Source organism: Gemmata algarum (assembly GCF_034097035.1).
Lineage (GTDB): Bacteria > Planctomycetota > Planctomycetia > Gemmatales > Gemmataceae > Gemmata > Gemmata algarum.
The window spans coordinates 120016-144525 of sequence record NZ_JAXBLV010000244.1 but is presented as its reverse complement, the minus strand read 5'-3'; the positions used below and the strand labels follow the sequence as shown (position 1 = coordinate 144525).

The 24510-nt window shown below is 67.1% G+C and carries 17 protein-coding genes; 9 read left to right on the top strand and 8 right to left on the bottom strand.

The annotated features are described in order from the left end of the window. Nucleotides 1–34: 34 nt before the first annotated feature. Nucleotides 35–925, top strand: a complete 891-nt coding sequence (locus tag R5W23_RS31520) for a hypothetical protein (protein WP_261188615.1) — start codon at nucleotides 35–37, stop codon at nucleotides 923–925. Nucleotides 926–1102: 177 nt separating this feature from the next. On the opposite strand, the gene R5W23_RS31515 is transcribed toward R5W23_RS31520, so the two are convergent. Further along, complete coding sequence (locus tag R5W23_RS31515; RefSeq protein ID WP_320689806.1) at nucleotides 1103–1972, bottom strand: DNA-methyltransferase; 870 nt, start codon at nucleotides 1970–1972, stop codon at nucleotides 1103–1105. Between the two features lie 259 nt (nucleotides 1973–2231). Between R5W23_RS31515 and R5W23_RS31510 the strand changes: the two genes are divergently transcribed. The 3 genes from R5W23_RS31510 (at nucleotide 2232) to R5W23_RS31500 (ending at nucleotide 5134) form a co-directional block, all read left to right on the top strand. Further along, nucleotides 2232–3038 (top strand): ABC transporter permease, encoded by an 807-nt coding sequence (locus tag R5W23_RS31510; RefSeq protein ID WP_261188613.1) that lies wholly within the window; start codon nucleotides 2232–2234, stop codon nucleotides 3036–3038. Between the two features lie 98 nt (nucleotides 3039–3136). Continuing rightward, a complete protein-coding gene (locus R5W23_RS31505) occupies nucleotides 3137–3928 on the top strand; it encodes an ABC transporter ATP-binding protein (protein WP_261188612.1) in 792 nt (263 codons plus the stop codon). 15 nt (nucleotides 3929–3943) lie between these two features. Further along, complete coding sequence (locus tag R5W23_RS31500; protein ID WP_320689805.1) at nucleotides 3944–5134, top strand: glycosyltransferase family 4 protein; 1191 nt, start codon at nucleotides 3944–3946, stop codon at nucleotides 5132–5134. Between the two features lie 912 nt (nucleotides 5135–6046). Here the strand turns inward: R5W23_RS31500 and R5W23_RS31495 are convergent. Next, entirely contained in the window at nucleotides 6047–8701 is a 2655-nt protein-coding gene (locus R5W23_RS31495) for a c-type cytochrome domain-containing protein (RefSeq protein WP_320689804.1), read from the bottom strand. A gap of 518 nt (nucleotides 8702–9219) precedes the next feature. On the opposite strand from R5W23_RS31495, the gene R5W23_RS31490 reads away from it, so the two are divergent. Beyond that, nucleotides 9220–10203: a magnesium transporter gene (locus R5W23_RS31490; RefSeq protein WP_261188609.1), complete on the top strand. Its 984-nt coding sequence runs from the start codon at nucleotides 9220–9222 to the stop codon at nucleotides 10201–10203. A gap of 392 nt (nucleotides 10204–10595) precedes the next feature. Here R5W23_RS31490 and R5W23_RS31485 read toward each other — a convergent pair whose 3' ends face one another. From R5W23_RS31485 to R5W23_RS31475, 3 genes are all read right to left on the bottom strand, one after another. After that, nucleotides 10596–13520 (bottom strand): sulfatase-like hydrolase/transferase, encoded by a 2925-nt coding sequence (locus R5W23_RS31485; RefSeq protein ID WP_320689803.1) that lies wholly within the window; start codon nucleotides 13518–13520, stop codon nucleotides 10596–10598. Between the two features lie 60 nt (nucleotides 13521–13580). Beyond that, nucleotides 13581–14870, bottom strand: a complete 1290-nt coding sequence (locus R5W23_RS31480; RefSeq protein ID WP_320689802.1) for a DUF1501 domain-containing protein — start codon at nucleotides 14868–14870, stop codon at nucleotides 13581–13583. 138 nt (nucleotides 14871–15008) lie between these two features. Further along, a complete protein-coding gene (locus R5W23_RS31475) occupies nucleotides 15009–16196 on the bottom strand; it encodes an N-acetylglucosamine-6-phosphate deacetylase (RefSeq protein ID WP_320689801.1) in 1188 nt (395 codons plus the stop codon). 100 nt (nucleotides 16197–16296) lie between these two features. On the opposite strand from R5W23_RS31475, the gene R5W23_RS31470 reads away from it, so the two are divergent. Further along, nucleotides 16297–17145 carry an SDR family oxidoreductase gene (locus R5W23_RS31470; RefSeq protein WP_320689800.1) on the top strand — a complete coding sequence of 283 codons (849 nt, stop codon included), beginning with the start codon at nucleotides 16297–16299 and terminating at the stop codon, nucleotides 17143–17145. A 118-nt stretch (nucleotides 17146–17263) separates the two neighbouring features. On the opposite strand, the gene R5W23_RS31465 is transcribed toward R5W23_RS31470, so the two are convergent. From R5W23_RS31465 to R5W23_RS31455, 3 genes are read right to left on the bottom strand one after another with little or no spacing between them, the layout of a single operon-like run. Next, the gene (locus R5W23_RS31465) at nucleotides 17264–17956 is read right to left on the bottom strand and encodes a ComEA family DNA-binding protein (protein ID WP_320689799.1); all 693 of its coding nucleotides are present in this window, start codon (nucleotides 17954–17956) and stop codon (nucleotides 17264–17266) included. Between the two features lie 41 nt (nucleotides 17957–17997). Next, entirely contained in the window at nucleotides 17998–18762 is a 765-nt protein-coding gene (locus R5W23_RS31460) for a class I SAM-dependent methyltransferase (RefSeq protein ID WP_320689798.1), read from the bottom strand. A 32-nt stretch (nucleotides 18763–18794) separates the two neighbouring features. After that, complete coding sequence (locus tag R5W23_RS31455; RefSeq protein WP_320689797.1) at nucleotides 18795–19754, bottom strand: hypothetical protein; 960 nt, start codon at nucleotides 19752–19754, stop codon at nucleotides 18795–18797. A gap of 355 nt (nucleotides 19755–20109) precedes the next feature. Here R5W23_RS31455 and lysS point away from each other — a divergent pair, with 355 nt between their 5' ends. From lysS to R5W23_RS31440, 3 genes are all read left to right on the top strand, one after another. Then, nucleotides 20110–21696 carry a lysine--tRNA ligase gene (gene lysS, locus R5W23_RS31450; protein WP_320689796.1) on the top strand — a complete coding sequence of 529 codons (1587 nt, stop codon included), beginning with the start codon at nucleotides 20110–20112 and terminating at the stop codon, nucleotides 21694–21696. Beyond that, nucleotides 21693–22106 (top strand): hypothetical protein, encoded by a 414-nt coding sequence (locus R5W23_RS31445; protein ID WP_320689795.1) that lies wholly within the window; start codon nucleotides 21693–21695, stop codon nucleotides 22104–22106. Before lysS ends, R5W23_RS31445 begins: the two co-directional genes overlap by 4 nt. A 225-nt stretch (nucleotides 22107–22331) precedes the next feature. Then, nucleotides 22332–24455 (top strand): PQQ-dependent sugar dehydrogenase, encoded by a 2124-nt coding sequence (locus tag R5W23_RS31440; RefSeq protein WP_320689794.1) that lies wholly within the window; start codon nucleotides 22332–22334, stop codon nucleotides 24453–24455. The last annotated feature ends 55 nt before the right edge of the window (nucleotides 24456–24510 follow it).

Here is a 24510-nt window from a genome sequence, read left to right as displayed (position 1 = left end):
CTCGTGCCGCCGAAGTAACCAAGGAAGGGATGCGATGAGCACCAAGCGCGGCGTTCAGACGGACGAGTCGCTTGAACAGACCGGCGAATTGGCCGCCTACGAGACCACCCGGTCCGCGGCCGACTCCAGCAGCGACAAGGCGCCGCCCAAGAAGGACGAGGAGCACATCTCGGTGTTCTGGCGGGTGTTCGGCGGCACCATCCTGAGCATCGTGGCGCTGGTCGCGGTCACGCTCTACAACAACACGTCGTCCAGCATCTCCGAGCTGCGCGCGCAACTGAGCCGCGAGCACGAGGCCCGGGCCGAACTCGTGAAGAAGGACGAGTTCAACACCCGCACGACGGCTCAATACGAGCGGATGCGGGCCATCGACACGATCAAGGTCGAGTTGGAGGGCGTCAAGGAGAAGGTGAACACCAACACCGCCACGGTGGACGGGTCGAAGCGCGACACCAACGCCGCCCTGGAAGCCATGCGCAAGGAGGTGGCGGCCCACGCGGACGCCATGAAGAAGGACGCCGCGGCGCTGGAGGTGCTCAAGGAGCGGGTGGTGCTGGTCGAGGGCGTCAAGAAAGATGTCGCGGCGATGGACTCGCTCAAGGAGAAACTTGCCACCGCCCTCGCGGACCTGAAAATCGTACACGACAACCTGCAAAAGCTGAGCACCGACGTGGAGCGGAACAAGCTGTCCGACCTGGAGCGGAAGGCGCTGCGCGATTCGCAACACAAGCAGGTGGACGAGGCGCTCAAGGAGCTTCAGAAGGGGCTCCAGGACTGCCGCGAGAAGCTGGCACGGCTGGAAGGGGCACAGCCCAAACCCGGGACCGAGGTGCCGCGGCCGAACAGCGACGCGAACCGAGCGAAACCGGCCGCGCCCGGCGAAGTGAAGCCCGCCAGCGGCACGAAGCCGCCCGAGGACGAGTGACGGAGGTCGCCCCCCCTGCTGACGCAGGCGGGGGCGATTCTGGGCACGTTACCGCATCTTAACTCGCTGAGGCTTCCGACTAATCGTCCAGCCGTCGAAAACCGCAACGTCACAAGTGCAGTAAAGAAAAAGCTTTATGACTTGCCAACCCGACGACTTCTGACCGGTGGTCCTTACTTACCGCTTCACCGGCTGACGCTTCCGGAGCGGTGCCGCCAGGACCGGGCGGGCCGGCGCACATGCTTCTCCGAACTCGATCATCTGCAACCGCTTCCGCACGCCGTCCGCGTACTGTTCGGACAACTCCACCCCGAAGTACCGGCGGCCCAACTTCTTCGCGACCGCTAGCGTGGTGCCGCTCCCCGCGAACGGGTCCAGCACCAAGTCGCCCGGCTTCGACGCCACCCGGATGACGCGGTCCAGCACCGCTTCCGGCATCTGACACTTGTGGCCGGCCTCGTTCCGCTCGTGGAAGGTGCCGCAGATCCGCGGAACGTGCCACGTGTCGCTGTCCGGCGCAAAGTGCGCGTCGGACTCCTGGGGCCGCAGCACCCAGGTATCATCCGGGAGCTTACCGACCGGGTTCGCCCGCTTGTCCGCGTAGGTGGTCATGCGCGCGGAGGGGACCCGCACCTCGTCCGGGAAGAACTGATGGTTCTTCGGGTCGCGCACGTAATACAGAATGTGCGCGTGACTCCGGTTGAACTTCTTCGAGCAGTTCACGCCGAACGTGTAGTGCCACACGACCCAGTTCCGCATCGTGAGCCCGAGCGCGTCGAGCCGCACCTTGTGCTCGGCCACGAACTCGTCCCCGATGGCCAGAAACAGCGACCCGTGGGGCGCCAGCACCCGGACCGCGGCGGCGAGCCAATTCTCGGTCCAGGTGAGGTAGTCGGCCTTCGCCCGCTTGTCGTCGTACACGTCGTACTGGTAGCCGATGTTGAACGGCGGGTCGGCGAACACCAGGTCCGCGCACCCGGCGGGTAAGGTGTTCAGCACCTGAACGCAGTCGCCCTCGGCCACGTCGTTAAATTCGTCTTTCCGCATCCCAGACCCCTTCCGGGCACAACCGCGAGTGTCTCGCCCACCCATACAGCTAGAACACCCCGCACAACCGCGCCACTTTACTCGCCGCGTGTGCGGGGGAAAAGGCGGCCGGCTGCGTTAGCTTGTAGCGGTCGCGTGGGCTGTGCCGGGAAGTTGGCCTAGCGGGGGGCGGGCGGGGTCGCTAATCTCTCCAGCCCGAGCGGGTCGGGCGCGCCCAATACGCCTCGCCCGCTGCGACCGGTTGCCTGTGGGAGCACGGATGTTCCGCCACCTGTCCGCCATTTGGACCGCACGCCATTTCCTGCTCGCGCTGGTGAAGCTGGACCTGCGCCTCCGCTACCGCCGGTCGGTGCTGGGCATCGGCTGGTCGCTGCTGCACCCGCTGGCCATGACGGCGGTGTTCACGGTGGTGTTCAGCCAACTGTTCGGGGGCGGGGACCCGGTCGGGTACGCCGCTTACGCGCTCGCCGGGTTGGCCGTTTGGGCGTTCCTGCGGGAGGCCGCGACGCTGGGCAGCAAGGCGTTCCTGCTGAACGAGTCGTACATCCGGCAGAGCCCCATGCCGTACACGATTTACACGCTCCGCACCGTCCTGGGGCAGGTCACGCACGCGTGCCTGGCGCTCACGGTGGTGGTGGCGCTGGTGGCCGTCTGGAAGCAGGACGCGGGCGTGCTGGTGGGGGTGCTGCTGGCGGTCCCCGGGCTGCTCCTGGCGCTCGTCGCCGCGTGGGCGGTCGCCACCATCGGCGCGTTCCTCACCGCGTTCTTCCACGACGTGGCGCACCTGCTCGAGGTGGGCGCGCAGATCGGGTTCTACCTCACGCCGATCATGTACCGGCGCAGCGTGCTGGACGACCGCGGGCTGGGCTGGCTCGCGGACATCAACCCGGTGAACATGTTCCTGACGCTGATCCGCGACCCGCTGCTGATCGGCGTGCCGACCGGGGCGCAACTGGCCCACTGGGGCGGCGCGTACCTGGGGGCGCTGGCGTTCACCGCGGTGCTGGTGGCGCTGGCCGCCGGCATCGTGAGCTGGCTCCAGAAGAAGGTGATTTTCCACCTGTAAGTCGGGGCCCGGGACCGGGACGCCGGGGCCGCCGCCCCGCTGCGGCTCGGTCCCCTTCCCTCTGTGGCTCTGCCCTCTGACTCCTGAGACCTGCCGCCATGGCGAAGATCGAACTCGAGAACGTGTCGGTCACGTTCACCGCGCACCAGCAGAAGCGGGTCAGCTTCAAGGAATACCTCGTCCGCGGCCTGTTCTTCGGTGCCCGCAACCCCGCGCTGCGGGTGCGGGCGCTGGAAGGCATCAACCTGTCGGCCCGCGACGGCGACCGGATCGGCGTGATCGGGCACAACGGGGCCGGCAAGTCCACGCTCCTCAAGACGCTCGCCGGCGTGTACCCCCCGACGGCCGGCACCCGCGAAGTCGAGGGGAAGATCTGCTCGCTGTTCGACATCACCCTCGGGTTCGAGTTCGAGGCCAGCGGGTGGGACAACATCCTGTACCGCGCGTACCTCCAGGGCGAGACCCCGACCAGCGTGCGCGACAAGGTGGACCAGATCGCCGAGTTCTCCGAGCTGGGGGACTTCCTCAACATCGCGGTGCGGAACTACTCGGCCGGGATGCAGATGCGGCTGGCGTTCTCCATCGCCACCGCCATCGAGCCGGAGGTGCTGCTGATCGACGAGGTGCTCGCGGTCGGCGACCTGGCGTTCCAGAACAAGGCCAAGGCGCGGATGAAGGAGCTGATGAAGTCCTCGCGCCTGATGGTGATCGTGGCGCACGACCTCAACGCGATTCTGGACATGTGTACCCACGTGATCTGGATGGACCACGGCCAGATCGTCGCGCAAGGGCCGCCGAAGGAGATCGTGGAGCGGTACCAGGAGGCGGCGGGGCAGCCGGCTCACGCGGCCCCGGCCCCGGCCGCGGAACTGGAACTCCAGGCGGCGTAACTCAGAGGGCTTTGTGTGCGCGTCCTCTTTAACGGGGTAACGACTCTCAAGCCGAAGACCGGCATCGCGCACGCGGCGGCGAACCTGCACGCCGCGCTGGTCGCGACGTTCCCCAAGGACCACTTCTGGCTGTACCCCGGGGCCGGGGTCGCGCGCGCCGCGGGGCGCTTCTTCCGTGCCGACGCCGGCGTACCCCCGCGGGCGGCCCGCGAACCCGGAGCGCTGAAGCAGTTCGCCAAGCGGACCGCCGGCGCGGTCGCGAAGTTGGGGTACGCGGCCCACTTTCAGTGGGCCGCCCGGACCGGCCGGTTCGACCTGTACCACGAGCCCAACTTCGTCCCCTTCCAGACCGGCCTGCCGCTGGTCGTTACCGTCTTCGACCTCTCGGTGCTGTTGCACCCGGAGTGGCACCCCGCGGAGCGGGTGAAGGCGCACGAAAAGGCGTTCGCCCGCGGGCTGGGACTCGCGAACCACGTCCTGGTCGGGACCGAGGCGGTCCGCGCGGAGGCGCAGCGCTACCTGGGCCTGTCGCCGGACCGGGTGACGGCGATGCTGTGCGGGGTCGGGCCGCAGTTCCGGCCGCAAACGCCCGACGCGATCGCCGCGCTCCGGGCGAAGTACGCGTTGCCGCCGCGGTACACGCTGTACGTCGGCACGATCGAGCCGCGGAAGAACATCGCGACCCTGTTGCGGGCGTTCATCGATCTGCCCGAGCCGGTCCGGGCCGCGTGCCCTCTGGTGCTGGCCGGCGGGTGGGGGTGGAAGGCCGAAGCCGAGCGCGAGCTGTTCCACTCGGAGGCGAAGCCGCGCGGGGCGATTCACCTGGGATACGTCCCGGACTCCGACCTCCCGGCGCTGTACGCCGGCGCCGAGGCGCTGCTGTACCCGACCTTCTACGAGGGCTTCGGGATGCCGCCCGTGGAGGCGATGGCGTGCGGGACGGCCGCGGTCACCTCGACGGCCGACGCGGTGCGCGAGGTGGTCGGCTCGAACGCCCTCACGCTCGCCCCCGACAACCTGGACGGGTGGCGGGACGCGCTGCTGCGGATCGCGGACGACCGCGAGTTCCTGAGCTACTACCGGCGCCGCGGGCTCGCGCATGCGGCCACGTTTACCTGGGACGCCTGCGCGCGGGTGACGTGCGGCGTGTACCGAAAGGTGCTCGGGCTGCCGCAACCGGCGGTCGAGACGCGCCGAGCCGCCTGAGCTCGGGCGAACACCGGGTCCATCTTGGCGGTCTTGAATTCGGCCTGTGTGGCCATGTGCTCTTCGATCGTGCGGTTCGGCGGGAGCGGAATCGCGCCCATCCGACGCCCGCTCAGCCGCAGGCCCTTTTTAACAACGCCCACGCCTGCGATTCCCCGCGCCTGGAGCCGGCCCGTGCCCGGATGCCGTCACGCTCCGCGGCCACCGTGTCAGGCGAGTTCGTCTGAAATGACTCTTCCAACGAGGTGCGATGGGCCTCCAGCGCGCTCAGCCTGTTGGACCCAGTGGAACTCCCGCAACCCGGCCACGCCCGATCGATCGCCAGTAAGCGCTCGACGGTGGCATTCGAGCCCCCGGCCAAGACACCTGCCCGCGCCTGGGTTTCGCCCAGGCTAATGAGCCACAGCATTCCGGACTCCGCGAAGTATGGAATCATGGCAACCGTCCGTGGGCGAGGGCATGGGAGCTTCAGTAAGCCTCATGTTGCCTCACCACAGACCGCCCCAGAATCGGCATCAATCCATGCTCAAGCGGTGGTTGCGTGTGGCAGGCCGCAAAAGCGCGAAGGTGGCACCGCCTCGGGTGAAGCGCTACGCCGGCACTGAAGTGCCGGAGGCGCGATCCGCCCGTGGACGACGGTAAAGTTGCGGGCCAGTTCGGTTGCGTAATCGGTCGTGAGGCACGGCCCTGCTGGTGGGGCCGGAACGGGATCACCTGTGCGCGAGCAAATCTGCGTTGCGGCGACGAGAGTGAAACAATCGCCTCACTGCCGTCGGATCGCGGCGCGTGAACCGGAGCAACGGGCCACTCGTGCGGCCCGTTGCTCTTTGATGAGCCGCTTCCTGCCCTGAAACCAGAAACTTGGGACTCGCAACCGTCGGATCCCATCCGCAAGGGATCAGGAGCGTGCCGTTACGGTCGCGCATACGGAATTCTGTCTGGTACTTTCGGCAACTCTTTTTGGGGCTCGGTGGGCGCGTTGATGAACGGGTCTATCTTCCACGGGAGCGCCAGGAGTGTGTCGTCACCGGACACCGTTTGGGTGCCGTTAACCAGGAACGCGGCGCCGGTGACGGCGGCGGCGTGTTTGCGGAGCACCGCCCGTTCGGGCTTCGCGGCGGTCGCGTCCCAGAGGCGGAGCGTGCGGTCCGCGCCGCCGGTTAGAACCCAGCGGCCGTCTCTCACAGCCACGCTGCGCACGCCGCCTTCGTGACCGGTCAGGGTGAAACGCGGCTTCTCGTCGCCCACCAGCCAGACGTGAACCGTCCCGAGATCGTTGCCGGCCGCGATCCACTTTCCGTTCGGGCTGACCGCGACCGCCGACAGCGGCGCGGCAAGCTTCCCGTACCGCCGGAGTTCGCGGCCGTCGGTGAGGTTGAGCAGTACAAGGGCGTTCGGGGTCGCGACCGCGACGAACGTTCCCTGCGGGTCAATCGCAAGCGCCGTGACCGGCCCCAACTTTTCTGCGCGCCAGCCCGGCTGGCCGTTCACGGCGTTCCAGTACGCGACCGAGCCGTCGAAACTGCCCGACACAACCCATCTGCCGTTTGGTGCGAAGGCGACCGCGCCGACGAGACTCGTGTGGTCACCGAATCGGGCGCTCTCGAGACCGGTTTTAAGGTCCCAGATGCGGGCGGTGGCGTCCATACTGCCCGACGCCGCGAATCGGCCGTCGGGCGACAGAGCGACCGCCCACACACTCGCCGTGTGCCCCACCAGCCGCTTGATGTCGCGGCGGGCTTCGATGTCGTAGTAGCGAACGCTACGGTCGCCGCTCGCGACCAGGGCCCGGCGCCCGTCGGGCGCGAACGCCCACTGGTTGGCCGAGTCGCCGCGGGCTTCGAGCGGGTCGAGCTCGCCGGTGTTGTCTTTGAGGGTGGGGCCGTTCAGATTGGCTTGGTACAGCCCGCCGAGCTGCAACTCGCGCGCGAGGTCGGCGAACGTCTGCACCCAGATCTGCCGCGTGACGGCGCCGCCGGTGCGGAGCGAACCGATGTGCTTCGCCAGCGCATCGGACCGGCTGATGCGGTCCCGGAACTCGGCGGGCGGAAGGCCGACCTCGCTCGCCCCGGTGAGAAGGTCGACCTCGGCTTCGTACTTTTGCGTGACGGTGCTGACCGCCTCGAAGCGGCTCACACGGGCGCCGGTCTTCGCGACCACTTCGGCGTACCGGTTCGCGTCGGCCTCCATCAACTTGAGTGTGATGTCGTTGCCGGGGTACAGCGCGCGGACCACGTCGGCCTCGTCGCGCTTGAACGCTTTCGGGTTCTTGTCGAGGTGGTCGCGTACCTGGTCCGCCTTGGGCAAAATTCCGGAGGTGTGGCACGACATGCACGACACGCCGGCCTCGACGGCGCGGTCCGGGCGCTTCGGGTCGCTGACGACGGCGAGCGGCCCTTTGTCGAGGCGGGCGTTGGCGGCGTTCGCGAGGTAGAACGCGTGCAACCCGTTGGGCAGCGCGAAGATCGCCTCGCCCCCGGCGTGCTGGAACGGGTTGTCGGCCAGCCCGGCCGGGCCGAGCGGGAACGCGAAGGCGTTGCGGCGGTCCGGCAGCAGCCCGCCGTTCGCGCGGTCCACGAGGTTCGCCTGCGGCTCATCGAAATCGTAAGTGCGCCAGTACATACCTTGCGCGGAGTCGTGGCGCTCGAGGACGCGGTTGAACCGCGAGACGCCGCTGCCGTTGAACCCGACCCGGGCGACCCGTTCCTGCTTGATGTTTTCGGCGCTGTCGACGCGCAGGAGCTTCTCGAGGTCCGCGAGGTTGCCGGGCAGTTGGAGCACGTCGTAGTAGAGCGGCGCGCGCGCCGCGGTCGCCACGAACCAGTCGGCCCGGACGACCGGCAGCTTCGCCGCGGTGCCCACCGCGACCGCCCGGGCGGTGACGGACTGGTCCAGCACCCCGTAGGGGTACTCTTGCAGCACGCGGTTCCAGGTCGTTGCGTCCCAGACGTACCAGCGGAGGTCGATGCGCAGCACCGTACGGGCCGCGTCCACCGCGACCGGGTTCACGATCTTGGACCCCCACGACAGGCTGTTCACCAGCTTCGCGAGTGCGTTGCGGTACGTTTGCAGTTCTTCGTCGGAGAGGCCGGCGTTGTGAAGGTGCGCGAGGGTGAAGTACCTCTGGAACCGGCGCGCGCGCCGGTCGAGCGTGTCAAGATCGGCGAGCACCGCGGCGTACACGTCGGCGGGGCCGATCGGCGTGGGGGCGTGGGGGCTCTCAGCGGCCGGTGCCCCGGCTTCGATCCACTTCTTGAGCGCCGCGACTTCTGCCGCACTCGGGCGCGGCCGCTCGTCGGGCGGGGGCATGGTGCCGTCGTCCACGCGGCGGAACAGCCGGCTGCCCTTGGGGTCGTTGGGAACAACCTTCTTGCGGGCGACGAGCTTCGAGAGGTCGGTGACGTAATTGACCGCGCCCTCGACGCTCCCATCTTGTCCGTGGCAGCGGTAGCAGTGCGTTTTGAGAACGGCGGCGGCCCGTTGTGCGAGCGGCTTTGCATCGTCCGCGGCGCCAACGCAAGCGGTGGAACCGAACAGGGCGAATGCGGCGAAAAGGGCCGTGCGCATCGGTCGGGTTCCTGAAGGTCCGGGGACGAGGGCCGTTAACTATTCGACGATCCTGACCGTGCCGACGATTGCGAGACAGGTAACGCCGCCCCGGCGGCTCGCGACGTTGTCAGCACCGCCCGCCGCCAAAGCGGTTCCAGTTCGATCGCGAGCATTTGACAATGCTCTGACGAGCCCTCAATTCCGGCAGGAACTCAGGCCGGGCGCCAAGGCGGCCGAACTACCGCCGGTCGGGATGCCCGGCCGGCTCACACGCCGCATCCGGTCGCGGTACCCACGAGGCCGGTCGCGCGGGGAGGCACACCAAGCACCTACGTGCCGGCCGGAGAGCGGATAACGTTACCGCTGCTTGGCGATCGCGGCTCGTCGAAATCGCGCAATCAGTTACGGCCGCCCGTACAGGACTGCCGGACGGAACGGCTCGCGCCTACCTATAATCCACCTGCCTGATTAAAGTTGCGGCGACCGAATTTGAGTCTTGCGGGTAGCTCTTCAGGCGCGTCCGGGAGGAGACTTTAATGTCCAATGCCCGCCAGATCCTCGCCGATCCCGTCACCAAGCACATGCGAACCGACCCGACCCGGATCGAGTCGGGTGCGTCCGTCGCGCAGGCGCTCGACTACATTCGGGATCACGAGATCGGCGGCCGGGTCGTCTACTTCTACGTCGTCGACGGCGAAGGCCGGTTGGTCGGCGTCGTGCCCACGCGGCGGTTGCTGCGGGCCAAGCCCGAGGCGCCCATTCGTCAGGTGATGATCAGCCCCGTGGTGTCGGTGCCGCACACCGCGAGCGTGCTGGACGCCTGCGAGTTCTTCACCCTCCACAAGCTGCTGGCGTTCCCGGTGATCGACGCCGGCGGCAAGCTGGTCGGGTTGGTGGACGTGGACCTGTACACCGACGAACTGGCCGACCTGGAGCGGCGCCAGGAGGGGCAAGACCTGTTCGAACTGGTCGGCGTCCACTTGACCGAGGCCGAGCAGCGGCGGGCACTGTACGCGGCGCGGAAGCGGTTCCCGTGGCTGATGTGTAACGTGGTCGGCGGGATGATTGCGGCGCTGATCGCCGACGCCTACGCCGACGTGGCGACGCTGATCCTGGTGGCACCGTTCATCGCGCTGGTCACCGGGATGGCCGAAGGGGTTGCGATCCAGTCGGTCAGCCTCGCCCTTCAGACGATGCACGGGCGGCGCCCGACGTGGGGGGCGCTCGGCCGGCGGGTGGGGCGGGAGGTGCTGGTGGGGCTTCTGCTCGGTGCGTTCTGCGGGCTGATCGTCGGGGTCGTGGCAGTGATCTGGAAGGGCAGCGCGCGTGCCGGGCTGAGCCTGTGTATCGGCATCGGCGGTGGGGTAGCCGCTTCGGCCGCGGTGGGACTGGCGCTTCCCTTTTTGCTCCGTTTGGCCCGCCGGGACCCGCAAGTGGCATCGGGGCCGATTGCCCTGGCCGCCGCCGACATGGTTACCCTGTTGCTGTACTTCAACCTCGGCCGCTGGCTACTGGTGTGAGCGGGCCGGCGTCACTTGTCGCTCGGCTGCGTCACTTTCGCATGGTTTCTGGGTGTCGCCTGCGCACGCTGTGAGCAAGCACATAGCCACAAAAAATCACCAAACCATTTTATTTAATTGGCATCATTAATTTAATTATACCGCAAGCCCGAACTCTGCCCGGTTGGCACCGCCTCGTACAAGCCCCCCCGGTGTCGATCTGTGCAAGCCGCGCCGCGACTTCTCCTTTGAAGTATACAAGGCCGCTTTCAGCGCCCCGGAACCATCGGCCATACGTCGGTAATTTTTCGAATCGCAAATTCACGATCAATTGCAACAATTGATCGTGAATTTGCGACTTTTACCGCGAGTCCTAACTTGGCGAGGCAATTAATACGCGCGGGCCGTGAGTCTCACTCCTTGTTGCGGGGCAGTTCGGGCCTGTTCGTCGTCGGGAGAAGCTTCATCAATTCCTGCTTCACGTCGGCGAACTTCGCGTCCCTGGCAACGTTTGTCCACTCGTAGGGGTCCTTCGTGTGGTCGTACAGTTCCTCGCCGCCGTCCGCGTACCGGATGTACCGCCACCGGTCCGTGCGCACCGCGTGGTTGTTGAGGTGGAATGTAGTGACCGCGGGGCGCTCCCACTTCGCCCGCGGGTCGCGCAGTAGCGGCAAAAGGTCTTCGCCCTCGACGTGCTTGGGCTTCGCGACGGCACACAGCCCGCAGAGCGTCGGGTACACGCTCATCAGGTCAACGGTGCGGTCGCACACGCCGCCGGGTGTCGTCACCCCGGGCGCAACCCAGATGTACGGCATCCGCGTGGCCTCTTCCCACAGCGCGAACTTGCGCCAGTGCTCCTTCTCGCCCAAGTGCCAGCCGTGATCGCCCCAGAAGACGATGATTGTGTCCTCCTTGGCGGGTGACTTGTCGTAAGCGTCGAGCAACCGGCCGATCTGCGCATCGCAGTACGCGATGGTCGCGAGGTACCCCTGCACCGCCTCCTTCCAGCGCCCGGACTTCACCATCGTCGCGTGGTCGCCGTCGGGCTTCGCCATCTTCAGACCGCCCGCGGGCACGTCCTTCAGGTCGTCCTTCTGGGTGGGCGGAAGCTCGATCTGGTCGAGCGGGAACAGGTCGTAATACTGCTTCGGCACGTTCCAGGGCATGTGCGGCTTGTGCAGCCCGACCGCGAGGAAGAACGGCTTCTCGTGCTTCGCCTGAAGCTGTTTAATGCCGTAATCCACGATACTCTCGTCCGGCAGCTTGGAGTCGTCCGTGAGTGGGCGGAACTTGATCCCGCCAACGCCGTCGTCCTTCGAGTCGGGGTGCGGGGTGGTCTTCTCCTTCGCGCCGACGAAGTAGTCGGTCCACTCGCCGTCGCGGTGAACGTTGGCGTGGTAGATCTTACCCGTGCCGTACACGTTGTAACCCGCGTTCAGGAACTGCGTGGTGAGTGTGAGTTCCTTGCCGATCACGGGCCGCCAGTTCTGCCCGTTGTCGTACACGCCGGTGCTGCCCGGGCGCAGCCCCGACATCAGCGCCGCCCGGGACGGGTTGCACACCGGGGCCGCGCAGTAGGCGTGCGTGAACGTCACCCCCATCTTCGCCAGGCGGTCGATGTTGGGCGTCTTCGTCTGCTTGTTGCGCCCCAAATGCCCGACCCAGTGGTTCAAGTCGTCCACCGCAATGAACAGCACGTTGGGTTGCTTGGACTTCTTCGCCGGTGGGGTGTTGGTCTTCGTCGGTGCAGCGTCCTTCTTTGCCAGGGCGTAGTAGGTTTCGGCTTCCTTCTGCCACGCCGCCGCCAGTTCGCGCACCTTCTCGGCCTTCTCGTTCGCGATGTTCTTCGTCTCGGTCGGATCGGCCTTGAGGTCGTACAGCTCCCACTCGGCATCTTTGCCCGCGGCGACGATTTTGAAGTCGCCGACGCGCAGCGCCCGGTTGCCCTCGTGCTGCCACCAGAGCGAGCCGCGCGTCACGGTTCCGTCTTTAGCGAACACGGGAGCCAGGCTGCGCCCCGCGAAATCCGGCGCGCTATTGGTGGGGGAAGTGACGGGTTTCCCGGCCGCCAGCTCCAACACAGTCGGAACGACGTCCGCGACGTGCCCGGGGGTGGCTCGCAGTTCACCCTTCGCGTTGATCCCGTCGGGCCAGTGGGCGATGAACGGCGTGTGGATGCCGCCCTCGTGAACCCACGTCTTGTGCCGACGGAACGGCGTGTTGCACAGGCTCGACCAGCCCGGCCCGATGCTCAGGAACGTGGCACCGGTGCCGCACTCGGCGTGCGGGTCGTGGCCGTCGCCGCGGACCATGATTTCCGCGCTCGCGCCGTTGTCCGAGAGGAACACCACAAGCGTGTTGTCGAACTGCTTCGCCTTCTTGAGCACGTCCAGAATGCGACCGATCTCGCGGTCCATTCGGTCCACCATCGCGGCGTGAACGGCCATCTTGTCGGCCTGAAACGCCTTCTGTTCGGCGGTCAGGTCGTTCCACGCCAGCGGGCGGTTCAGTTCGTTCGGGCCGAGTTTCTTGATGGCTTCCGGGAACGCGTAAGGGGGACCGAGATCGCGCTCGATCGGGGGGAGCGTGTCGCCCAACCCAAGATCCTTCATGCGCGTCCAGCGTGCTTCACGGAGTTCGTCCCAGCCGGCGAGGTACTTCTTCCGGTACTTCGCCACGTCTGCCGCGGGCGCCTGAACCGGGAAGTGCGGGGCCGTGAACGCAACGAACTCGAAAAAGGGTTTGGTCGGGTGCTTCTCGAAGTGACCGGTCATTTGCTTGATGGCGTAATCGGCGATCGCGGTGCTGGAGTAGTAGCCCTCTTTCGGATCGACGGCGGGGAGCTGCTTGTCGTCTTCCGTGTGCTTCTTGGGTGCGAAGTGGCGGTCGTGGTCGTTGAGGCTGTACGAGTGTGTGAACCCGTTCTTGAGGGGCAAACCGTCGACGTGCCATTTGCCGGAGTGGTACGAGACGTAGCCGTGCGGCGCGATCAGCTCCGGCAGGAGCTTCGCCCACGCGGGGCGCGTGCCCTGGTTGCCGCTGGGCACTCCCGGCACGGTGTCGCGGCGGATCTGCTGGGCGTAGTAGCCGGTGAGGATCGACCCGCGGGTCGGCCAGCACCGCGCGGTGTTGTAGAACTGCGTGAACCGCAGCCCGTTCTTCGCGAGCGCGTCGAGGTTCGGCGTGTCGATCTCGCCGCCGTAGCTCCCCAGATCGGAGAACCCCAGGTCGTCGGCGAGGATCAGTAAAACGTTGGGCTTCTGGGTTGCAGCCTCCGCCCCGCGCACCGGCGGGCCGAATGCTGCCAGAAAGAGCAGAGCGAGCGCAGCGCGGGTCATCAAATCGCATCCGGGAAAGGTCGGGGCGACGCCCAAGCGTACCCCGACGGTCCGGGCGACTCAAGCGCCGGTCCAGAGCCCGCGAAGCTTCTCCTTCTCGGGCACCCCGAGCGGGAACTTCTTGCTCAGCGGGTGATCCGCGATCCCCGCCAGCTCGCGCAGCGCGAGGTGAACGTGCTCGGGCCGCACCTTAATGCCCTTGTCTTTGTCGAGCGCCAAGGTTGCAGGGGCGAGCGGCACCGCGAACTGCTTCGCGTCGGTCGCACCGACCACGCGGTTGCCTTTGATCCCGCGCCCCAAAAAGAGTGCGGACCCGATCGACCAGTGATCCTTCCCGTTGCCGGCGTTGTAGTCGGGGGTGCGGCCCATCTCACTCTGAATCACCACCACGATCTGCTCGCGGATCTTTAGTTCGCCGGCGCGGCGCATCAGGTACGCGACGCCCGCCAGGAACTCCGGGATCAGCTTCATCTGGTCGGCGTCGTTGTTGGCGTGACTATCGAACTGGCCGATGGTCAGGTTCGCGGACACGCACACCCCGGCCTTGAACGATGCGAGCGCGATTTCGACCTGCTGCGACAGCCGCTCCCGGGGCGAGGTCGCCGGAATGTACTGGGCCACCCGCTGGAGCGCCTTGGAGTTCACCTGCGCCGCGTACAGCATGTTTTCGGCGCGCTCGGCGCGGGGCAGCCGTGGCGCGGCCCCCGCCGCCTCGTTCGTTTCGCGGAGCGCCTCTTCGATCCGGTCGAGCGCGAATTTATCGTGGTACGGCGCGCGCTCGTTGCCGTCCATCGCGTCGGCCAGCGCGATCTTCTTGAGCGACGGCAGGTACGGCACCCGCGACATCGCCACCAGATTCCCGGTCGCGGAGTAGTTGCCGAACGTCAGGAACGCGAGCGGGCAGTTCGGACCGCGGCACGCCGCGACGAGCGCCGCAAAGGTCGGATACTCGGTGCTGTCGAGTTTGCCCGTCGCCATGTAGCGGGCGCCAGGCGAGTGGTTGTTGGTCGAGTAGTCGAGCCCGTTAACCGTGAGCAACTCGGCCCCGAACTCGGAGTAGAAGTCCTCGTTACACAAGCCGCCTTTCGCGTGCGCCTTGTTGGGGGCGTACGTGTGCGCGCCCTTCGTGAGGATGTCGCCGTCCTTGTAGAGCCGGTTGATCCCGTTAACCCCTTTCGGGTCCATCAGGTACGTCGTGTCCCACCCGCCAGAGGCGTTGAACACGACGTAGAACGGCCCCGCATAGGGTTCGTCCCTGGGCGTTTCCGCGGCGGGCGATTCGCGCGACCGAACCGGCACCGCGAACCCCAACCCGGCCAGGCCGCACAGCTTCAGGAAGTCGCGTCGCACGTGTTGGCTCCGTCGAGCGCGGGCGGAACGTCGTGGCACTTCAATACTCCAGCAGTCCGCGTTTCACAACCTCCACCTGCTCCACCTGTGCCCGGCGCCATCGTACCAGCGTTGGTCGCGCGCCGGCGAGGTGTGCCGTTAAATCCCACCGATCGGCGCCCCGCCCACGTAGACCTGCCGCACGTTCAGTTCGTGATCGAGCACCACCAAATCCGCGCGCTTCCCGACTTCCAGACTGCCGATCTCGGCCTCTAACCCCAGGATGCGGGCAGGGGTCAGACTCGCCATGCGGACCGCTTCAACGAGCGGAACGCCGGCGGCAAAGTGCATGGTCCGCAGGCAGTGATCCACACCCATCACGCACGACGCCAGCGCGGTGCCATCGAGCGTCACCCCGACGCCGTCCTTCTTGCGGACGCGCTCCCCGCTCCCTTCGGCGCCGAACCAGTATTCGCCGTCGGGCATATCGACCGCGCGCATCGAATCCGTCACCAAGGCGAGCCGGTCCGCGCCCTTCGCCTTGTACGCGAGGCGCAGCAGTTCGGGTGCGAGGTGCTTCCCATCGGCAATCACTTCCGTCGTGAGCTGGTCGAAGTACAGGGTGGCTTCGAGCACCCCGGCCCGCATCGGGAACGCTTGCGTTTGCCGCAGCCGCGCGCGATCGGACATTGCGCAGAAGAGGTGATCGACGTGCGTCACCCCCCACGACACCGCCGCTTCCACCTGGGAGAACGTGCCGTGGCTGTGCCCGGCGTTGAACTTCACGCCGCGGGGGGCGTAGGTCCGAACGAGCCACTCTGCGTTTTCGATCTCGGGCGCCACGGTGACGACCAGGGGCATTTTCGCCGCGAGCTTCGTGAACCGGTCCGCGTTATCGGCGTTCGGAACGAGGAACTCCTGATCGGGGTGACACCCGCGGGCCGGACGTGCGAAATAAGGGCCGTAGAAGTGGCTGCCCACAATGCGGGCGCCGCCGGGAACGTCGCCGTACAGTTGGTCGCACAGATTCAGGAACGTGTCATACTGCGGACCGGTGGCGACGGTGCTCGTTGGGGTGAGGCTCGTCGTCCCGTGGCGCGCGTGGCACCGGCATACGGTCCGGAACGCTTCGGCGGTGCCGTCCATGAAGTCGGCGCCGGCGCCGCCGTGAACGTGAAGTTCCACGAACCCGGGCGCGAGGTACATACCCCCAAGATCGATCGCATCGACCACGTGCAAGTCCTGGTCGATCTCCGAAATGCGGCCGTCGGTCACCGCCAGCGTGGCACCGGGCCACACGCGATCGGGCAGCACGAGCGTTGCGTTCGAGAAAACCGTTACAGCCATTTCAGCTCCCCGTATTTACCGAGATCATGTTAGGACCGGCCGGCGTGACTTCCCGTGCGTTGTCGTAGAACTAACGGGAAGAGTTCGCCGAGGAGATGTCATGGCGCGTCGGAATCTGAGCGGGCTGCGCGTGCTGGTCACCGGGGCGTCACAGGGCATCGGGCGGGCGCTGGTGACCGAGGCCGCGAAGCGCGGGTGCCGGGTGCTGGCGGCGGCGCGGTCGCAGCCCCTTCTGGACGAACTCGCGACCGAGGTGCGGGCCGCGGGCGGCACCATCGCGACCGTTGCCGCCGACATCACCAAGCCCGACGACCGCGCCGCGATGGTGAAGGCCGCCACCGACAGCTTCGGCGGGCTGGACGTGCTCATCAACAACGCGGGCATCGGGGCGACGGGTCACTTCATGGACTCCGAGCCCGAGGTGCTGCGCCAGATCTTTGAAACCAACTTCTTCGGGCTGACCGAAACGACCCGCGTGCTCCTACCGCTGCTGAAGCAGGGGACCACGCCGGCGATCGTGAACATCTCGTCGGTGGTGGGCAAGCGGGCGCTGCCGGCCCGGTCGCTGTATTCCGCAAGCAAGTTCGCGGTGATGGGGTTCAGCGAGTCCATCCGCGCCGAACTGGCGAAGGACGGCGTCGATGTCATCGTCGTATCGCCCGGCCTGACGCAAACCAACTTCTCGAAGAACATGTTGGAGCAGAAGGCCAAGATGCAGCTCGACCACATGCGCGGCATGACGAGCGAAGAAGTGGCCGCAGCGACGCTGAACGCCGTCGCGCGCGGGAGCCTGGACGTGACCCTCACCTTCCGCGGGAAGTTGCTGGTGCTGGTGAACCGCTTCGCCCCGTGGATCGTGGACTTCTTCTCGAAGAAGACGGTTCGCAAGCTGTTCGCGGACGAAATCGCCGAGCGCAAGAAGAAGCAAACGGAAGCGGCGGGAAAGTGAATTTCTGGAGCGCGGGCCTCTGGCCCGCTTCCGATATTATGTGAAGCCGCGATCTAACTTTCGCAAATCCGATTAGCGACAATGGCTCAAGCGGGCCAGAGGCCCGCGCTCCGGAAGCTCACCTCACGGTCACGAACGGGCGCAGCTTGTCGAGCGTCTTCGCGCCGATCCCTTTCACACGGTCGAGGTCGCTCACGCTTTCAAACGGTCTCGTCGCGCGCGCCGAAACAATTGCCTGTGCCATCACCGGACCGACCCCCGGCAGGCGCTGGAGTTCGTCCGGTGACGCGGTGTTCACGTCGATCGGCGGATCTCCCGGCTGGAGCTTTTTCGCGCCGGTGGAGGCAACCGGTCGTGGCGGAAGCGGCGGCGGGTCCGATGTAAGTGGTGAGGAGAAGGAGGTACGAGTAATCGTTGCGGGCGTTTCCGGCGGCGCGGGCGGGTCTGTGGCAATCGTCTCTGTGTGGAACCGGTGCCGCACTTTTTCGAGCGTCTGCGCCCCGACCCCACGAACGTTCCGCAACTCTTCCACCGACCGAAACGGACCGTGCGTCTGACGATGGAGCACGATCGCCTGGGCCATTTTCGGACCGACGCCCGGCACCTGCACGAGTTCCGCCTCGCCCGCGGCGTTCAAATCAACGGGCGCGGCCGCGGCCGGTTCGGTGGGCCGTGCGCCGAGGTGCGAACCGTACCCGCGGTACGCGAGGAGTCCGAGCAGCACCGCCAAGAAAATGCCCAAAACCGCCTGCGCGCTGCCCGATGTTCCGGGCGCGTCGGCGGTCGGCGAGGTGGGCGCGGGCGTACTCATCGGGGCGGCTCAAGCGGCACATTCCGCACGGCCCCGACAGTCTATCCGGCCCGCAGGACGATCACCACATACCGGCACCAGTTTTCGAGCGGCGGGACCGTTCGCAGGAGCCGCACATCGGCCGCATCGAGGAGGCGGAGGGCCGCCCGGTGCTTCCACACCCGCCGCACCATGCCCAGGAGTTGGAACCCGCGAACGTTCATCGCCGGGAAGATGCGCCGCAGCGGGTCCAGGTCGCGGCGCGTGAGCGGGTGCTCGTCCGGGGTGCGGTCCTTGCCCGGGTACGGGAGCGCCCGCCGGGCGAACCCCAGCAGCGGGTTCCCGCCCCACGGCTCGCAGAACACCGCCAACCCGCCCGGTTTCAGCACCCGCCGCAGCTCGGCACCGGCCCGCGCCAGGTCGAGGTGGTGAAGGATCGCGTTGCCCCAAACCGCGTCGAAGGAAGCCGTCTCGAAGGGCAGCTCTTCGCCGTCGGCGGTGACGCACTCGACGGCAACCCCGTTCGCATCGGCCCGGGCTCGCGCCTCGGCCACGTACCCCGGCGAAAGGTCGAACGCCGTCACAAGTGCGCCGGCGCGGGCGAGCGTGACCGCCGCCATCCCGTGCCCGCACCCGTAGTCAAGCGCCCGCCGCCCGCGCAAATCGCCGAGCGATCCGAACGCGGGACGCACCCAGGTTTCATGATCGAGGTAGTCTTCGCTGTTAAACCGGAGCGAACCGGCACCGCCGCGGAACGTGTCGGCCCGTTCCGCGGCCTGCTTGTCGTGGAAGAGCTGTTCGGCGAGTCGGCGGTCCGTGCCGGTCATGGCGGTCGCTCACGTGGCGCCCGCCATCCCGGTCAGAACGGGAGCAGCGCGGGCGGGATCAGAGCGTACCCGCCGACGCCGACCGAGACCAGCCCGATCAGACCCGCGAACAGCCACAGCGCGCTCTTCTGCTTGCGGGCCAGCGCCAGCGACGACGCCACGGCGCCGATCTGGGCCACCAGCATCGCGATTGATAGCGCGTCGCTCTTGCGGCGGTGCTTGTCGCTCTCCGCAGCGCTCACCTTGACGCGGATCTCGTACAGGAACCCGATCCCCTGCTCGATCCGCGACTCGGCCCGGTACCGCCGCTGCTCCAGCTCAAATCCGGCGGCCTGGGCCGCGGTCGCCGCGTGCTTCGCGGCGTCCGGGGCGTCGGGCTTGGACACCTGTTGCGCCCGGACCCACGCCTCCGCCGCGGCGACCACCGGCGCCCACTCCTTGTCCGTTTGCTCCTTGTACCGCTCGGCGTCGTCGATCGTCTTGTTGATCCTGGCGATGTCCACCCGGCCGGCCTTCTTGAGCTGATCTCGCTCCGGCTCGCGGTGCTCGATCGCGTCGCGCAGCTCCTTGATCCGCTCGTCCTCAATGTCGGGCAGCTTGGACGGTGGCGGCCCGCCCTTCTCGCCGCGCTCGGTGAGCCACGCGAGCGCCTTCTGCCCTTCGGCACCGGACGCGTCCTTGGGCGCCGCGTCGAACTTCGCGGGCGCGTACCCCGCGGTCGCCCGGAGCTGCGCCGCGGTGGTCTGCATCATCAGCGAGCGGTCGCGTTTGAACCCGGCCAGCGACCACTGGCTGGTGGACTTCGCCTGGTCCTGGGCCGCCTGCGACTTCCAGTACATCGCCTCCTGGAGCGCGCCGTTGGACATGGACCCGAACACCGCGGCGAGCGCGGTCAGGGCGACCGGCAGCGCGGCCCCGGCCTTCTCCAGCAGGGTCTTCGGCTCGTCGGACTTCTTGTCGCCGGCGTTGGACGCGGAAGCGTCGCTCGACATGGGTTCCGTCTCCGTGGTGGAACGAACGTCGGAACAGTGTAGCGGCCCGGCCCGGGGCGGTCACGGCGCGAGCAAATTTTCACCCGGGCTTCTTCTTCACCTTTCGCTGGCGCCGCGGCTTCATTTTTCCAGTTATTGACGCGGTGTGAGTAGGCGCACGACCCGGTCAGCGTCGCGCGAAACTGCGGCGCTGCGAAACGGCGCCCCCGCGCGTTCCCCCGCCCTTCCCTTCCGGACAACGAGGCGCGGGAACGGGTCCACCCGCGAACGCTCGCCGCCTCTCGGGTGTCCTTGCATTCGACCCGTAACTAAAACGCTCTTAACACCCAACACCGTGGAAACGGAAGAATTTACCGTGGCGGACGAAACAACCGACCTCGCCGAAGTGCGGCTCCAGAAGCTCCGACAGATCGAGGCCCTCGGCCTCGACCCGTGGGGCCACCGGTTCGATAACGCCCAGCCCATCGGCGAGATTCGGAAACTCCCGGCCGACAAGTTCGACGACGCCAAGTCCGGACCAAAGGTCCGCGCCGCCGGTCGCGTGGTCCGGGCACGGCCCGGCGGGAAGCTGATGTTCTTCGAGATCTGGGACCAGACCGGCCGCATCCAGCTCATGGTCCGGGTCAACAAGCTCACCGAGACCGAGTGGCAGGTCGCACAACTGCTCGACCTGGGCGACATCATCGGCGTGGACGGCGAGTTCGGCACCACCAAGACCGGCGAACTCACGATCCAGGTCGAGAAGCTCACGTTCCTCACGAAGAGCCTGGAGCCGCACCCCAAGGACGTGTACGGGATGGGCGACGAGGAGTACCGGCTCCGGCACCGGTACCTCGACATGGTCTACACGCCCGACACGCTGCGCCGCGCGCACCAGCGGGTGAAGATCATCCGCACCATCCGCAACCACCTCGACGCTCAGGGGTACATGGAGGTCGAAACGCCGACGCTGCACGCCATCGCCGGCGGCGCCGCGGCGCGGCCGTTCGAGACGCACCACAACGCGCTCGACATCGACCTGTTCGTGCGCATCGCGCTCGAGCTGCCGCTGAAGCGGCTCCTGGTGGGCGGGATCGAGAAGGTGTACGAACTGGGGCGGGTGTTCCGGAACGAGGGGATCAGCCGGAAGCACAACCCCGAGTTCACGATGCTCGAGCTGTACCAGTCGTACGGCGACTACCGGACGATGATGGATCTTACCGAAGGGCTCATCGTCGCGTGCGTCGACGCGGTCGGCCCGACCGCCACCGTCAACGTGGACGAGGAGTACGAGGACAAGGGCGAGAAGAAGACCCGCGCGGTGCCGCACCGCGTGTACGACCTGCACGGCGAGCGGCACCTGCGGTTCGGCGAGAAGGTGGTGAACTTCAACCCGCCGTTCCAGCGCGCCAAGTACGGCGATCTGTTCCAGGAACACGTGGGCTGCGACATGGCCGACGAGGCCGCGGTCAAGGCCGCCGCGGGCGCCAACAAGATCCCGCTCGAAATGGAACCCACGAAGGGCGCGCCCAAGGTCGCCAAGGCCCACGACGTGCTCGTGCAAGAGCTGTTCGAGAAGAAGGTAGAGGACGCGCTGGTCGGCCCGGTGTTCGTGTACGACTACCCGGCGAGCCTGTGCCCCCTCACGAAGCGCAAGCGGGAAAACCCGGCCATCGCCGAGCGGTTCGAGCTGTACGTTCACGGAATGGAGCTGGCAAACGCCTACACCGAACTGAACGACCCGATCACGCAGGAGCAGACCTTCTCGCAGCAGCTTGCGGGGCTGAGTGAAGACGATTCGATGGCGAAGATGGACCACGACTTCATTCGCGCGCTGCGGCATGGGATGCCGCCGGCCGGCGGCCTGGGTATCGGTATCGACCGACTGGTGATGCTGCTCACCAACACCCAGACCATCCGCGACGTGATCCTGTTCCCGCTCCTGCGTCCGGAGCAGAAGTGAGCTGGGAACTGCACTACACCCTACCCTGGGACGTACTCGACCGCGACCGCATCCACGCCGCGGCCGAGCACGTTGTGGGCACGAACCTCGGACTGACCCGGTACGAGATCGACGACCGCGGCCCGGACTTGGTCTGGGTGTTCTTCTACTTCCCGGCCGCGCTGGAGCGGCGGCTGGGGCACTCGGACGCGGAACGCAATTTCCCGTTGCATGGCATAGCGGACGGTGACGAGGCATTCGTCCACTTTACGTTCGAGCACATCCCGCCCGACAACGGGTACGAACTCCCGCGCGAGACGTACTTCGAGTTCTATTCCAACATCTCGGGCAACTTCATCTTTGCTAGGGTCGGGATCGAGGTCGCAGACCGTCTCGGGAAGTATTTCGGAGTGACGTGCAATCCAGATTGAGCACCACAACCGCACCACGGGTTGACCGAAGGAACCGGCGCCGTCGGCCTGCGCCAGCCGCCCCCCCGCACACCTCAAGCACAACGTTGCTTCAGGCGGCAGAATAAATCATCACAGTTTTCACCCGCAGTCGTGGTTGAACGCACAGGCGGTCGGCCTGTATATTACTCGCGCCCCTATCCACAACGCTCACGCGAGTATCGAACTTGCGGAGGAAGGAGCCCCGTGACCGGACGACCTTTCCGTTCCCGCCTTCACTGTGAAGCGCTCGAGACCCGTGACACGCCCACGAGCATTGCGAACCCCTCGATCGTGGTGTCCGGCCTGGTCCAGCCCACCGCGATGGCGGCCAGCCCGGACGGCCGCATCTTCGTGGCCGAGAAGGCCGGCACCATCCGCGTCGTCCAGAACTACCCACTACCGTTCACCACGCTGATCCAGGACTACGCCCTGCTCGACACCCCGTTCGTGTCGCTGAGCGTGGACACCGCCGGCGAGCGCGGGCTGATCGGCATGGCCCTGGACCCGAACTTCGCGACCAACGGGTACGTGTACGCCTACTACACCACCGCCGGCCCCGCGCCCGTCAACCGGGTCAGCCGGTTCACCGCCACCGGCAACGTCGGGACCAACGAAACCGTCCTGCTCGACAACATCGCATCGGCCCCGAACCACAACGGCGGGGCGCTGGCGTTCGGAGCCGACGGCAAGCTGTACGTGGGCACCGGCGACGCGGGCGACGGGGGCCGCGCCCAGGCGCTCACCAGCCTCAACGGCAAGGTGCTCCGGCTCAACCCCGACGGCACCGTCCCGACCGACAACCCGTTTTATGCCACCGCGACCGGGGCCAACCGCGCGATCTTCGCACTCGGGTTACAGAACCCGCTCGCCGTCGCGGTTCAGCCCGGCACCGGCCGGCTCTTCATCACGGACAGCGGCGACCTGTCCGACGAGGTGAACGAAGGCGCGCCGGGAGCCAACTACGGATGGCCCGGTAACGAAGGCGACTTTGACCCGGGTGCCTTCCCCAACTTCACCCGCCCGGTGTTCACCTCTCCGCACCTCGTAGTGGTCCCGGGTGCCTCCGCGGCGTCAGTCACCGACGTCGTCACGATCGGCGGCTGGCCGACCCACGCGCTCAGCGGCGGAACGTTCTACAACCCCGCGACCCCGTACTTCCCCGCCCAGTACGTCGGTGACTACTTCTTCGCCAAGCCGGCCACCGGTGACATCTTCGTCCGAGACGGAGCCACCGGCGCAGAAAGCCTGTTCGCCTCCGCCGGTTTCGGCACCGTCGATCTTGATGTGGCGGCCGGCGGCTGGCTGTTCGCTCTGAACCACAGTGCGGGAACGATCACCGTATTCTTCGGAAGTACGGTCCCGAACACGAGCGTCCCTCCCTACTTCTCTGTCACACCCACCCTTCCCACCCTTCCCACCCTTCCCACCCCCCAATCCCCCAATCCGACCGGCACCGGTGCCACGCAGCCGGTACAAACGATCGCGGTGGGCACCGGGCCGGGAGCGCCTGCGCAGGTGTCGGTCCTCAACGCGGACGGCACCGTTCGGTTCAAGATCGCGGCCTACGACGGGTACAGCGGCGGGGTGCGGGTCGCCACCGGCGATGTCAACGGTGACGGCACGGAGGACATCATCACCGGGACCGGCCCCGGCGCCGCGCCGCACGTGAAGGTGTTCGACGGCGCAACCGGAGCCGTCATCCGCAGCTTCCTCGCGTTCGACCCGGCCTTCCTGGGCGGGCTCTACGTCGCCGCTGGCGACATCGACGGCGACGGCCGCGCCGACGTCATCGTCGGTACCGCCACTGGAAACTCGCACGTAAAAGTCTTCGACGCGGTGACGGGTGCAGAGGTGCGCAGCTTCCTCGCGTTCGACGGGTTCACCGGCGGGGTCACGGTCGCGGCGGGCGACTGGACCGGCCGCGGCCGGGCAGATGTCATCGTCGGCACCGCGACGGGCAGTTCGCACATCAAGGTGTTCGACGGCACGACCGGTGAAACGACGTCCAGTTTCCTGGCGTTCGCGGCGGAGTACCGGAGTGGCGTTTCGATCGGGGCCGGCACGGCCGGGCTGTTCGTCGGCTCGGCGGCCGGCGCGACCCACGTAAAGCTCTTCTCCGGGGGTCAAGAGCGGGCCAGTTTTTACGCGTTCGACCCGGAATTCGTGGGCGGCGTGCGGGTGGCCGCAAACGGCCCCGTGCTGGTCGCGGGCGCGGGGCCGGGTGCCGGTCCACAGGTGAAAACGTTCGAGTCGTTGCGATCCGATTCGGCGGTGCTCGACCGGCTCGCGTTCGACGCCGCGCTGCCGGGCGGCGTCTTCGTCGGATGACGCCGTCCATCCCCCGCCGCAGCAGCCCGCGGCGGGGTCTCGACCACCACAAGAT

Bases quoted from the DNA above. Each gene is read 5' to 3' on its own strand.
- R5W23_RS31520 (WP_261188615.1), top strand. From the start codon at position 35: ATGAGCACCAAGCGCGGCGTTCAGACGGACGAGTCGCTTGAACAGACC.
- R5W23_RS31515 (WP_320689806.1), bottom strand. From the start codon at position 1,972: ATGCGGAAAGACGAATTTAACGACGTGGCCGAGGGCGACTGCGTTCAG.
- R5W23_RS31510 (WP_261188613.1), top strand. From the start codon at position 2,232: ATGTTCCGCCACCTGTCCGCCATTTGGACCGCACGCCATTTCCTGCTC.
- R5W23_RS31505 (WP_261188612.1), top strand. From the start codon at position 3,137: ATGGCGAAGATCGAACTCGAGAACGTGTCGGTCACGTTCACCGCGCAC.
- R5W23_RS31495 (WP_320689804.1), bottom strand. From the start codon at position 8,701: ATGCGCACGGCCCTTTTCGCCGCATTCGCCCTGTTCGGTTCCACCGCT.
- R5W23_RS31490 (WP_261188609.1), top strand. From the start codon at position 9,220: ATGTCCAATGCCCGCCAGATCCTCGCCGATCCCGTCACCAAGCACATG.
- R5W23_RS31485 (WP_320689803.1), bottom strand. From the start codon at position 13,520: ATGACCCGCGCTGCGCTCGCTCTGCTCTTTCTGGCAGCATTCGGCCCG.
- R5W23_RS31475 (WP_320689801.1), bottom strand. From the start codon at position 16,196: ATGGCTGTAACGGTTTTCTCGAACGCAACGCTCGTGCTGCCCGATCGC.
- R5W23_RS31470 (WP_320689800.1), top strand. From the start codon at position 16,297: ATGGCGCGTCGGAATCTGAGCGGGCTGCGCGTGCTGGTCACCGGGGCG.
- R5W23_RS31465 (WP_320689799.1), bottom strand. From the start codon at position 17,956: ATGAGTACGCCCGCGCCCACCTCGCCGACCGCCGACGCGCCCGGAACA.
- R5W23_RS31460 (WP_320689798.1), bottom strand. From the start codon at position 18,762: ATGACCGGCACGGACCGCCGACTCGCCGAACAGCTCTTCCACGACAAG.
- R5W23_RS31455 (WP_320689797.1), bottom strand. From the start codon at position 19,754: ATGTCGAGCGACGCTTCCGCGTCCAACGCCGGCGACAAGAAGTCCGAC.